The 11531-nt window shown below is 68.8% G+C and carries 14 protein-coding genes; 3 read left to right on the top strand and 11 right to left on the bottom strand.

The genetic code is table 11. The features are described from left to right. On the bottom strand, positions 1 to 801 hold an 801-nt coding region (locus tag I0Q12_RS31335), incomplete at its 3' end, for an ABC transporter ATP-binding protein (protein WP_231611794.1). A gap of 157 nt (positions 802 to 958) precedes the next feature. Next, positions 959 to 1318 (bottom strand): Rv2640c family ArsR-like transcriptional regulator, encoded by a 360-nt coding sequence (locus tag I0Q12_RS31330; RefSeq protein WP_197257926.1) that lies wholly within the window; start codon positions 1316 to 1318, stop codon positions 959 to 961. Between the two features lie 95 nt (positions 1319 to 1413). Here I0Q12_RS31330 and I0Q12_RS31325 point away from each other — a divergent pair, with 95 nt between their 5' ends. Continuing rightward, positions 1414 to 1911, top strand: coding sequence for an ArsI/CadI family heavy metal resistance metalloenzyme (locus tag I0Q12_RS31325; RefSeq protein WP_197257924.1), 498 nt, complete (start codon positions 1414 to 1416; stop codon positions 1909 to 1911). Positions 1912 to 2044: 133 nt separating this feature from the next. Here the strand turns inward: I0Q12_RS31325 and I0Q12_RS31320 are convergent, their stop codons facing one another. The 4 genes from I0Q12_RS31320 to I0Q12_RS31305 are packed head-to-tail and all read right to left on the bottom strand — an operon-like array spanning position 2045 to position 5088. Further along, positions 2045 to 3097: an ArsO family NAD(P)H-dependent flavin-containing monooxygenase gene (locus I0Q12_RS31320; RefSeq protein ID WP_197257922.1), complete on the bottom strand. Its 1053-nt coding sequence runs from the start codon at positions 3095 to 3097 to the stop codon at positions 2045 to 2047. A gap of 14 nt (positions 3098 to 3111) precedes the next feature. Then, positions 3112 to 3552 carry an arsenate reductase ArsC gene (locus tag I0Q12_RS31315; RefSeq protein WP_197257920.1) on the bottom strand — a complete coding sequence of 147 codons (441 nt, stop codon included), beginning with the start codon at positions 3550 to 3552 and terminating at the stop codon, positions 3112 to 3114. A gap of 58 nt (positions 3553 to 3610) precedes the next feature. Continuing rightward, positions 3611 to 4690, bottom strand: coding sequence for an ACR3 family arsenite efflux transporter (gene arsB / locus I0Q12_RS31310; protein WP_374069040.1), 1080 nt, complete (start codon positions 4688 to 4690; stop codon positions 3611 to 3613). Next, positions 4687 to 5088, bottom strand: coding sequence for a helix-turn-helix transcriptional regulator (locus tag I0Q12_RS31305; protein ID WP_197257918.1), 402 nt, complete (start codon positions 5086 to 5088; stop codon positions 4687 to 4689). The genes arsB and I0Q12_RS31305 overlap by 4 nt, the downstream gene beginning before the upstream one ends. Before the next feature lie 74 nt (positions 5089 to 5162). Between I0Q12_RS31305 and I0Q12_RS31300 the strand changes: the two genes are divergently transcribed. Beyond that, positions 5163 to 5711 carry a DinB family protein gene (locus tag I0Q12_RS31300; protein ID WP_197257916.1) on the top strand — a complete coding sequence of 183 codons (549 nt, stop codon included), beginning with the start codon at positions 5163 to 5165 and terminating at the stop codon, positions 5709 to 5711. Positions 5712 to 5766: 55 nt separating this feature from the next. Here I0Q12_RS31300 and I0Q12_RS31295 read toward each other — a convergent pair whose 3' ends face one another. From I0Q12_RS31295 to I0Q12_RS31280, 4 genes are all read right to left on the bottom strand, one after another. Further along, the gene (locus I0Q12_RS31295; protein ID WP_197257914.1) at positions 5767 to 6261 is read right to left on the bottom strand and encodes an ArsI/CadI family heavy metal resistance metalloenzyme; all 495 of its coding nucleotides are present in this window, start codon (positions 6259 to 6261) and stop codon (positions 5767 to 5769) included. Positions 6262 to 6469: 208 nt separating this feature from the next. Continuing rightward, the gene (gene ychF / locus I0Q12_RS31290; protein ID WP_197257912.1) at positions 6470 to 7549 is read right to left on the bottom strand and encodes a redox-regulated ATPase YchF; all 1080 of its coding nucleotides are present in this window, start codon (positions 7547 to 7549) and stop codon (positions 6470 to 6472) included. A gap of 20 nt (positions 7550 to 7569) precedes the next feature. Further along, positions 7570 to 8169, bottom strand: a complete 600-nt coding sequence (locus tag I0Q12_RS31285; RefSeq protein ID WP_197257910.1) for a bifunctional 2-polyprenyl-6-hydroxyphenol methylase/3-demethylubiquinol 3-O-methyltransferase UbiG — start codon at positions 8167 to 8169, stop codon at positions 7570 to 7572. 29 nt (positions 8170 to 8198) lie between these two features. Continuing rightward, positions 8199 to 8681, bottom strand: coding sequence for a hypothetical protein (locus tag I0Q12_RS31280; RefSeq protein WP_197257908.1), 483 nt, complete (start codon positions 8679 to 8681; stop codon positions 8199 to 8201). Between the two features lie 173 nt (positions 8682 to 8854). On the opposite strand from I0Q12_RS31280, the gene I0Q12_RS31275 reads away from it, so the two are divergent. After that, positions 8855 to 10021, top strand: a complete 1167-nt coding sequence (locus I0Q12_RS31275; protein WP_197257906.1) for an AI-2E family transporter — start codon at positions 8855 to 8857, stop codon at positions 10019 to 10021. A gap of 15 nt (positions 10022 to 10036) precedes the next feature. Here the strand turns inward: I0Q12_RS31275 and I0Q12_RS31270 are convergent. After that, a partial coding sequence (locus I0Q12_RS31270) for an SbcC/MukB-like Walker B domain-containing protein (RefSeq protein WP_269437730.1) occupies positions 10037 to 11531 on the bottom strand: 1495 nt, incomplete at its 5' end.

Raw genomic sequence — 11531 nt, 5'->3', positions numbered from 1 at the left:
GTCGTCGACGGTGACCGACACCCGGATCCGGGCGCCGCCGTCGACCGGACGTTCGGTGTCCGGGGTGAACGGCAGCGCGCTTGCTCGAACGGCCGGGACGGTGGCGGCGAGGACCTTGCCGCCGACGATCCGCTTCAGATCGCTCGGGGTACCGCGGGCAGCGACCCGGCCACTGCGCAGGACCACGATGTGGTCGGCGAGCCGGTCGGCTTCCTCGAGGTACTGGGTGGTGAGCACCACGGTGGTACCCGCGGCGGTGAGTTCCTCGACGACCTCCCACAGCCCGGTGCGGGCGATCGGGTCCAGGCCGGTGGTCGGCTCGTCCAGGAACAGCACCGACGGGGAGCCGACGAGGCTGGCGGCCAGGTCGATTCGCCGGCGCGATCCCCCGGACAGTTCCCCGACCCGGCGGGTCGCGTACTCGTGCAACCCGAGCCTCTCGATCAGCGCGTCCGCCCGGGGGCGGGCGGTGCGACGCAGCCCGGTGAGGCGACCGATCAGCTCCAGATTCTCTCGGGCAGTGAGGAATTCGTCGAGACCGGCGTACTGACCGGTCACCCCGATGCGGCGGCGGACTGCGGTGGCGTCGGCGACGACGTCGAGACCGTCGACCTGCACTCGTCCGATGGTCGGGGTCACCAGGGTGGTCAGGGTGCGGATCAGGGTGGTCTTGCCGGCGCCGTTGTGGCCGAGCACCCCGACCGTGGTTCCGGCAGCGGCTTCCAGGTCGACGCCGTCGAGCGCCCACGTCTTGCCGTAGGCGACGTGGAGGTCTTCGACCACGACGGCCGGGGCGGTCATCGCACACCCCCGGCGGGGTCGGCGGCGGGACGGGCGGACAGTTGGGTGGTCATCGCTGGTTCCTCTCGAGCTGGCGGTGCCCCCACACGAACGTGGGGTCCGCTAGCTCAGACGAACCAATCGCTGCCCGGACGCACTGCCGCCGAGCGTTGGGGCGTCAGCGGCAGCAGTTCGGATCGAGGACGATCCGCAGTGCGTCGAGAGACTCGGTACGGGCGCGATAGAAGACGTTCATCCCTCGACGTTCGGATTCGACCATGCCGGCCTTGCGGAGCTGCCCGAGATGATGACTGACGGTGGATTCGGCCAGGTCGACACCGGCGGCGAGATCGCAGGTACACACCTCGCCGCCGTCGGCGGTGAGCAGGATGGATACGAGCTTGATGCGGACCGGATCGGCCAGTGCCTTCAATCGGAGTGCGAGCTCGAGGGCAGCGTCGTCGCTCATCGGCGCGGCCGACACCGGAGCGCAGCAGATCGGTGCACTGACGTCGATCACTGGCAGGGCTTTCGGCATGATTCGAGACTACCCAAAAGCTTGACATATATCGAAAAGGTGGCGCACCCTGTAGCCGTCATACTTCGATATATGTCTCAGAGGTGGAGGTCATCATGTCCCGCGCCCAACTCGCCCTCAATGTCGACGACCTGCAGGAAGCGGTCACGTTCTACTCGAAGCTGTTCGGTACCGAACCGGCCAAGCTCAAGCCGGGCTATGCGAACTTCGCGATCGCGGAGCCGCCGCTCAAGCTGGTGTTGCTCGAGAACCCCGGCAAGGGCGGCACCATCAACCACCTCGGGGTGGAGGTCGAATCGAGCGAGAAGGTACATGCCGAGATCGCCCGCCTGACCGGCGAGGGGCTGTTCACCGACGAGGAGATCGGCACCACTTGTTGTTTCGCCACGCAGGACAAGGTGTGGGTCACCGGTCCGGCCGGTGAGAAGTGGGAGGTGTACACCGTCCTCGCCGATTCGGAGACCTTCGGGACGAGCCCGCAGCACCTCGACGGCCCGGTCGGCGAGGGCGGCGTGTGCTGTGGCACCGCCGCCGGCACCCTGGAGGAGAGCGAGCGGCCGCAGCCTGCTGCCACCGAAAAATCCTGCTGCTGAACCACATACCGGTGTCGGCTGCCTTTCGGGCGGCCGACACCGGTGTCCTCGGCGACGCACTCCTCGGGAGCAGGACTTCGGACGCGAGGCGTTGATCGCCGGGGTGCGCCCGGTCGAAGTCCTTTCACCGAGATCAGTTGTCGAGGTCGAGGTCCAGTTCGGCGACGGCAGATCGAGCGGTGCGGCCGACGCCGAGGATCGTGGCCGAGCCGGGGCCGGTCCAGTCGCCGTAGCCGAGCAGATGCAGGCGCGGTTCCTTCAGGGAACGGGTGCCGGCGACCGGCACCGTGCCGGTGTGATCGCGCAGCCGAAGCGGTCTCAGATGCGCGAGTGCGGGCCGGAAGCCGGTGGCCCACAGCACGACGTCGGCGTGCTGCCTACGCTCACCCCAGGCGATGCCGTCGACGGTGAGCCGGTCGAACATCGGCAGCGCGGTCAGCACCCCGCGGTCGCGCGCTGCGAGGACGTCCGGGACCATCACGATGTCTCCGAGGGCGGCGATGCCACCGGGATCGGGCCGGCCGGAGGCCAGGGCGATCGCGCGGCGGGAGGCGAACTCGAACAAGGCCCGGCCGTCGACGCCATCGGGCAGAAATCGTGGTGGCCGGGTGGTGACCCAGGTGGTGGTCGCGGTGGTGGAGATCTCGGCGACGAGTTGAGCGGCGGAGTTGCCACCGCCGACGATCACCACGTCCGCCCCGGCGAACTCGGCCGGGGTGCGGTAGTCGACGGTGTGCAACTGCCGTCCGGTGAACAAGTTCGCGCCCGGGTAGCTCGGCCGGAACGGTCGCTGCCAGGTGCCGGTGGCACTGATCACCCGGCGCGCCCGCCACTGCCCGCTGTCGGTGTCGACCAGCAGATCGAGGCCGTCACGCCGGACCGCGTGCACCCGCACCGGCCGCTCGACCGGCAGGTCGTAGCGGGTTTCGTAGGCGGTGAGATAGTCCACGACATGACGTGCCGGCGGGAACCCGTCCGGCCACCGGGGCATCGGCCGGCCCGGCAGGGAAGCGAATTCCGCCGGCGAGAACAGCCGCAGCGACGGCCACATGTGCGGCCACGCTCCACCCGGACCCCGCTGGTCGTCGAGGATCACGAAGCGGTGCCCGGCCCGGCGCAGATAGTAGCCGGCGGCCAGGCCCGCCTGGCCGCCGCCGATCACGACCACGTCGACGCTCGTCGTCATCGAAGATCCTGCAGTCAGCGCTGGGACGGCTGCGCGGTCAGTTCGGCGATGAGCGCTCCGACCTTGGCGCGGATCTCGTCGCGGATCGGGCGCACCGCGTCGATGCCCTGCCCGGCCGGGTCGTCGAGCACCCAGTCGCGGTAGGACTTGCCCGGGAACACCGGGCAGGTGTCCCCGCAGCCCATCGTGATCACCACATCCGAGGCCTGCACCGCGTCGGTGGTGAGGACCTTCGGATTCTCCTTCGAGATATCGATGCCCACTTCGGCCATCGCGGCGACGGCAGCCGGGTTGACGTGCTCGGCGGGTGCGCTTCCGGCGGATCGGACCTCGATCCGGTCCCCGGCCAGCGCAGCGAGGAATCCGGCGGCCATCTGGGAGCGGCCGGCGTTGTGGACGCAGACGAACAGCACCGAAGGCCGGGTGTTGCCGCTGGTGGTGGAGTCTGTGGTCATGACGCTGGGGATTCCTTTCCGCAGGAAGTTCGGACGGAGACGGCGCTGTCCGGTCCCGTCAGCTCGTGGCGACGGCAGCCTGGCCGGTGAAGCGTTTGCGCAGTGCGAGCGAGACATAGACCAGGGCGACGAGGACCGGCACCTCGATGAGCGGTCCGACCACCCCGGCCAAGGCCTGCCCCGAGGTCACCCCGAACGTGCCGATTGCGACCGCGATGGCCAGTTCGAAGTTGTTGCCCGCCGCGGTGAACGCCAAGGTGGTGGTGCGCTCGTAGCCGAGTCCGATCGCGGCACCGAGCAGATACCCGCCGCCCCACATAAGCGCGAAGTACGCCAGCAAGGGCAGCGCGATACGCACCACGTCCAGCGGCCGCGAGGTGATCTGCTCGCCCTGCAGCGCGAAGAGGATCACGATGGTGAACAACAGCCCGTACAGGGCCCACGGCCCGATCTTCGGCAGGAACTTGTCCTCGTACCACTGCCGGCCGTTGGCCTTCTCACCGAAGTGACGGGTGAGGAACCCCGCGATCAGTGGGATGCCGAGGAAGATCAGCACCGACTCGGCGATCTGCCACGGAGAGACGTCGAGGGTGGTCTGCTCGAGACCGAGCCACCCGGGCAGCACCGACAGGTAGAACCAGCCGAGCACGGCGAACATGATCACCTGGAAGACCGAGTTGATCGCCACCAGCACGGCGGCAGCTTCGCGGTCGCCGCATGCCAGGTCGTTCCAGATGACGACCATCGCTATGCAGCGGGCCAGGCCGACGATGATCAGGCCGGTCCGGTACTCGGGTAGATCCGGGAGCATCAGCCAGGCGAGGGCGAACATCAGTGCCGGGCCGAGGATCCAGTTGAGGAGCAGGGAACTGACGAGGAGTTTGCGGTCGCCGGTGACGGTGTCGAGGCGGTCGTAGCGCACCTTCGCCAGCACCGGGTACATCATGATCAGCAGACCGAGGGCGATGGGCAGCGAGATTCCGTCGATCTCGATGAAGCTCAATGCTTCTCCGAGTCCGGGGATCATCCGTCCCAGCAGCAGGCCGGCAACGATGGCGGCGCCGATCCACACCGCCAGATACCGGTCGAGGGTCGACATCTTCCCGACCACAGCCGGGTGTTCGGTGGTCGTGGTCACGAGAGGGCCTCCTGAACGGCTTCGGTCGGGGCGCAAGCCGATCCGGGCAGGACGCCGGATTCGGTGGCCAGCACCGCGGAGAGCTGTTCGAGCACGGGCGGAATCACTCGGTAGTAGACCCAGGTCCCGCGGCGCTCGCAATCGAGCAGCCCGGCTTCGCGCAGCACCTTCAGGTGGTGCGAGATGGTCGGCTGAGACAGGTCGAAGGCCGGGCTGATATCGCACACGCAACTCTCCCCGCCCTGGTGGCTGGCGATCAGGCTGAGCATCCGCAGCCGCACCGGATCACCGAGGGCTTTGAACATCCGGGCCAAGTCGGCGGCCCAATCCGAGGTGAGGGGCTGCCGCATCAGCGGGGAACAGCAGGCGTCGCCGCTCGGATCTGCTTGCATTGACATGGATCAATATTGACAGACGTCGAATCAACCGCCAAACTCCGGTGCGAACGTCCCATCTCGATCAGAGGCACACCATGCCGGAACCACAACCGCCGGTCGACCGCCGGGAGATCGCCGCCGACCTCGAACGTGCCCGCCGCACCCTGCACTCACTCCTCGATCACGCCTCGTCCGAGGAACTCGACCGCCGCTCGCACGGCACCCGCTGGACCAACGAACAGCTGTTGTTCCACATGGTGTTCGGCTACATGGTCGTCCGCCGGCTACTACCGCTGGTCCGGGTGTTCTCCCGGCTGCCCGACCCGGTCGGCCGCGGATTCGCGCGCGCCCTGAACGCGGCGACACCGGCTTTCCACGAGGTCAATTACCGGGGCTCGTGCGCGGCCGCGTCCGTATTCGACCGCCACCGGATGGGAAGGCACTGCGACCGCGTGATCGCGAAACTCCAGCGCTCGCTGGCCACCGAACCCGAGACGAACATGCAGCGCAGCATGGCGTTTCCGGTGCGCTGGGACCCGTTCTTCACCGACACGATGACCGTCGAACAGCTCTACCGCTACCCGGGCCGGCACTTCGACTTCCACCGGAACCAGCTCACCCTCGACAGAAATCCCCCGCTCTGACAGGAGGGCACCGGCGTGGGGCGCCGCAATCCCGCGGCACCCCACCCCACCGAGGTCATCCGCAGCAGACGCTGCCGGCCGACGCATCCTGCTCGGCGCCGTCCTGCTCAGCGTTGTCCTGCCCGTTGCACGCGACCTCACACGCCGAGGTCGTCAGACCCTCGGGGTTGGCGGGGCTGTCGTCGGTCACCGCGTAGAACTCCCACCACCCGTTGGGCACGTCCGGTGCCTCGACGAACACCTTGTCCTGCACCGCATGGCAGCAGAAATCCTGTTCGGCCACCGTCGCGGTCAGACCCACGTCCCGGAACCGCGCCAACGCGGCGGAGACGTCCTCGGATGTCGGCGATTCGACACCGATATGGTTCAGACTCTCCTGGGCACCGGGATTCTCGATCAACACCAGCTTCAGCGGAGGATCCTCGATCTCGAAGTTGGCGTATCCGTCGCGCTGCTTGTGCGGGGACACCCCGAACAGCGTCGAGTAGAACGCGGTCGCCGCGGTCACGTCTTCGACGTTGAGCGCGAGTTGAACTCGGGAGGTAGGCATCGTCGTCACCTTTCGGGAATTCGGGCACCGGCGCGAGCGTCCCCATCGGACTCTCGTCACCGTGTGCCGCCCCTACTGACGAGGCTCGTCCCGCAAGGACGCAACTCGGCCAGTGAACCGGTGGCATAGCCGCAAATGAGAAAGATAGCCGCGCGAGGCATGCATCGCGCGGCTATCTTTCTCGTCTGCGCTTGCGCGCGTCGGGGTCCTACACGTTGAAGCGGAACTCCACGACGTCGCCGTCCTGCATGATGTAGTCCTTGCCCTCCATGCGCACCTTGCCGGCGGCCTTGGCGGCGGCCATCGAACCGGCCTCGGCGAGGTCGTCGAAGGAGACGATCTCGGCCTTGATGAAGCCCCGCTCGAAGTCGGTGTGGATGACGCCGGCAGCCTGCGGAGCGGTGTCGCCCTTGTGGATCGTCCAGGCGCGAGCTTCCTTCGGGCCGGCCGTCAGGTAGGTCTGCAGACCGAGGGTGTGGAAGCCGGTGCGGGCCAGGGCATGCAGACCGGGTTCGGTCTGGCCGATCGAGTCCAGCATCTCCTGCCGGTCCTCCTCGTCCAGCTCGAGCAATTCCTGCTCGACCTTCGCGTCGAGGAACACGGCGTCGGCGGGGGCGACGGATGCGCGCAACTCGGCGACCTTCGCCTCGTCGGTGAGCACCGCCTCGTCGGCGTTGAAGACGTACAGGAACGGCTTGGTGGTCAGCAGGTGCAGCTCGCGCAGCAGGCCGAAGTCGAGCTTGTCCTTGACGCTGAACAGCGTCTTGCCCTCTTCGAGGAAGGCCTGAGCCTTGACGGCCTCCTCGTACTGGGGCTTGAGGTCCTTGTTCTTCTTCGCTTCCTTCTCGAGACGCGGCAGCGCCTTCTCGAGGGTCTGCATGTCGGCGAGGACGAGTTCGGTCTCGATGATCTCGATGTCCGAGGCCGGGTCGACGCGGCCGTCGACGTGCACAACGTCGTCGTCGGAGAACACGCGCACCACCTGGCAGATGGCGTCGGCCTCGCGGATGTTGGCGAGGAACTTGTTGCCCAGGCCGGCACCCTCGGATGCGCCCTTGACGATGCCGGCGATGTCGACGAAGGACACCGTGGCAGGCAGGATGCGCTCGGACCCGAAGATCTCGGCGAGCTTCTTCAGCCGCGGATCGGGCAGCTCGACCAGGCCGACGTTCGGCTCGATGGTGGCGAACGGGTAGTTCGCGGCCAGCACATCGTTCTGGGTCAGCGCGTTGAACAGCGTCGACTTGCCGACGTTGGGAAGTCCGACGATTCCGAGAGTAAGGCTCACGGAATCAGCATTCTACGTGTTCACGCGCCGGCCCCGTCAGCCGCACGACGTGCGACGGCGACGAGCCAGTCCGCGGCGTCGTGCCAGGGGCGCAGATCCCAGGTCGCGAACCGCTGCTCGAGCACCATCCCGGACGCGGCGAGGTCCGCGGCGAACTGCTCCGGACGGTAGACGCTGCCGGTGGTGAATCCGGCGACGAACACCCCGCCGGGCCGCAGGTGCGCGGCGATCGCGGCGAGCACCGTGCGTTCGCTGCCCGGTTCCAGGAACACCATCACGTTGCCGGCGGCGACGACCGCGTCGAACGGCTCCCCCGGCAGGTCCAGGGTCGCCAGGTCCGTGAGGTGCACGGTCAGGTCGGGATGGCGGCGGCGTGCCTCGTCGATCAGCACGGGATCGAGGTCGACGCCGGTCACCCGGTGACCGCGCCGGGCCAGTTCGGCCCCCACCCTGCCGGTGCCGCACCCGGCGTCGAGCACCCGGCTGCCGCGCGCGAGGAGGACGTCCACGAAACGCGCTTCACCGTGCAGGTCGGCGCCGGATTCCTCGAGACCGGTGAACCGTTCGATGTAGGCGCGGGAATCGTCGGCGCTGCGCTCGGTCTGCCATCGGGTGCCCATGGCACCCGAACGTACCGAGCCGGCAGTGCCTACGGGCAGGCGACCTTCACGAGCTGCGCGATGCGCGCCGCCTGGTCGTCGGTCGGTTCCACCGAGCCGTTGGTGGCGAGTTCCTGGACGGTCGCGTCGATGTCCTGCTGCGGAGCGCCGTCCTCGATCATCGGGCACGTGTCGGTGACGATCTTCTCGATCGACTCCGTTTCCCGATCCGCCGCCAGGTCCGGGTAGGCGGTGCGGAACGTACCGACGAATGCGCTGAGCTTCGCCTGGTCGATCGCTTCCCCGGCCTTCTCCGCGGCGCTCTCCGCGGCGCTCTGCACGGACGACACCGCACCCTCCGCCTGCTCGCGGACACTCGTCACGACCGCACCCAGCGACGACTGCGCCTCCTCGCTCGCCGGGGTGTTGTCCTCGTCGGAGGAACAGGCGGCGAGTGTGCATGCGACCGCGAGTGCGGCGACGGCCGCCGGAACCGACTTCCGGATCCGAGATCCCACGCTTCGTGTGCTCATGCACTCGAGGGTCCCACGCGTCCCGCGGCCGAACGCGGGAATCGTCGAATTCCGCCAGGTACACGACTCACAGCCCGGAGTTCCGCGGGGTCCGACGCGAGGCCCGTGTGCATCGGCGAACCGGACGCTCGCTCCGTTAGATTGTCGGAACGAGGCCGTCGGAAGGATCCCCGTTGAGCGAAGCGAAGTCCCCGCCCGAACTACCCGCACGTCCCCTCGATCGGGGCGCGGTCATCGGCGCCGGCGGCATCTGGCTGGCCAAGGTGTCGGCATGCGTCGTCCTGATCGCCGCGGGCGCTGTCGTCCTCGGCTGGATCATCGAGAAGATGTGGGTGGTCGTACTCCCGGTCGCCCTCGCGATCGTGGTGTCGACGGTCCTGTGGCCGCCGACCCGTGCCCTGATGAAACGCCGTGTGCCACCCGCGGCGGCCGCGTCGGTCACCCTGCTGCTGTTCTTCGCGGTCGTCGGCGGCATCATCGCCGGCATCGTGCCGTCGGTGGTGTCGCAGGCCCCGGAGCTGGGTAACAAGGCCACCGAGGGTATCCACAAGGTGGAGGACTGGATTCAGGGACCGCCGATCAACCTCCGCGACGAGCAGCTCGAGAACGCGGTCCAGGTGGTGGTGGAGAAGGTTCAGGGCAGCGCCGCGACCATCGCCAGCGGCGTGTTCTCGGGCGTCAGCACGGCCGGCTCGCTGCTGGTCACCCTCGGCCTGGTGCTGGTCCTGACGTTCTTCTTCATCAAGGACGGCCCGCGGTTCATCCCGTGGCTGCACGCCGTCGGCGGTGGGCGCGCGGGACGTCACCTCGAAGAAGTGCTCGTCCGCATGTGGGACACGCTCGGCGGGTTCATCCGCACGCAGGCGCTGGTGAGCTTCATCGATGCGTTCTTCATCGGTCTCGGCCTGGTCATCCTCGGTGTTCCGCTCGCACCCGTGCTGGCGATCATCACCTTCATCGGCGGGTTCATCCCGATCGTCGGCGCGTTCGTCGCCGGCGCCCTCGCGGTCCTCGTCGCGCTCGTGGCCAACGGCCTGACCACCGCGATCATCGTGCTGGGCATCATCATCGCGGTACAGCAGCTCGAAGGGAACGTGCTCCAGCCGGTGCTGCAATCACGGAGCATGCACCTGCACGCGGTCATCGTGCTGCTCGCGGTGACGGCCGGGTCGTCGCTGTTCGGCATCGTCGGGGCGTTCCTCGCCGTGCCGGTCGCGGCGGTCGCCGCGGTGGTGATCCGCTACATCGGCGAACAGATCGACGAACGCGTCGAAGCAGCCAACAAGGAAACCCTGGCGCTGCCCGCTCCCGGGGAGGGCTCGGCACCCGAACCGAGCTGACCGACGTGGCCGGGTTCAGCTCGCGATCTCGACCGTCGAGCCGGCCCGGCCCCGGACGACGTGCAGCCTGCTCGGGATGCGCTGCCGCATCTCGTCGACGTGGCTGACCACCCCGACGACGCGGCCACCGGCACGCAGTTCGTCGAGCACACCCATCACCGAGTCGAGGGCGTCGGCGTCGAGCGTGCCGAACCCCTCGTCGATGAACATGGTGTCGAGCACGAGCCCCCCGGATTCGGCGGCGACGACGTCGGCCAACCCGAGCGCCAACGCGAGCGACGCCTGGAACGACTCACCACCCGACAGGGTCTTCGTGGACCGGACCATCCCGGTGTACTCGTCGTGGATGTCCAGACCCAGACCGCCTCGTTTGCCGTGGCTGCCTGCGGCGTCGGAGTGCACGAATTCGTAGCGTCCACCGGACATTCGACGCAGCCGCTCGGACGCCGCCTCGGCGACCTCCTCGAGTCGCGCCGCGAGCACATACGACCGCAGCGACATCTTCCGCGAGTTCTGCCCGCCACCTGCGATCACATCCGCGAGTCCGGCCAGTTCGTTCTGCTCGGCCCGCAGGGGCGCGAGCTTCGCATCCTCCTGCTCGAGCCGGGTCGTGTACTTGTCGATGTCGGTGAGCCGCCGATCGGCCTCCGAGGCAGCGGTGAGCGCCGCGTGCAGTTCGGCGGCGGCGCGGTTCGCGGCGTCCTGCCGCGCCGCGACGTCGGCCGTCTCGTCTCCGATGAGCGCCGCGAGCTCGGGTTCGGCGAGCGTGGCGGCCGCGACCGCGCGGGCTTCCTCGGCGGCGCGGACGAGTGCGTCGATCTCGGCCAGACGCGCGTCGGATCGCACGGCGGCCAGTGCCGCGTCCAGGTCGTGGAATCCGGCGTCGACGGCGGCTTGCTCGGCGTCGCGGGCCCGCTCGTCGGCGAAGGTCCGGGCCCGGACGGCGGCCGCTCGCCGGTCGAGCAGTTCGGTGGCCGCGGCCGCGAGGGCCGCCAGCCGCGCGCGGCGGTCCACGAGCGAACCCCCGTCCCCGACCGCGGCGTGGATGCGAGCCCGGATCTCGTCGGCTTCGGCAGCGGCGACCGCGTCGGCCTGCGCGATCTCCGCGACCTCGGCCTCCGTGCCGCGCAGCCGCTCCTGCAGTTCCGCGTCGAGCCGTTCCAGGGTGTCGACCTGCGTGCGACGCCGATCGAGTTCCCCGGCCTCCGTGGCCGCCGCGTCGTGGGCCGACCTGGCGGCGTCACGTTCGGCGACGAGGTCGTCGAGCGGCCGCTCGCCGCACCGCTGGCGCAGCGCCGCAACGACTTCGGCCGCCTCGGCGACGGCAGCGATTGCCCGGGCGAGTGCCGCCTCGGCGCGCTGCTCGGCCTCGCGGGCCGCGTCCTCGTCGGCCTTGGTGACAGTGTCCGGTGCGGGCCGCGCCGGCGCGGGATGCTCGGTGGATCCGCAGACGGCACATTCCTGCCCGTCGACGAGTTCGGCCGCCAATTCGGCTGCCATACCGGCGATT

Source organism: Rhodococcus sp. CX (assembly GCF_015865005.1).
In the GTDB taxonomy this organism is placed as follows: domain Bacteria; phylum Actinomycetota; class Actinomycetes; order Mycobacteriales; family Mycobacteriaceae; genus Rhodococcus.
The sequence above is the reverse complement of the archived record's forward strand: the minus strand, read 5'-3'. Positions and strand labels throughout refer to the sequence as shown.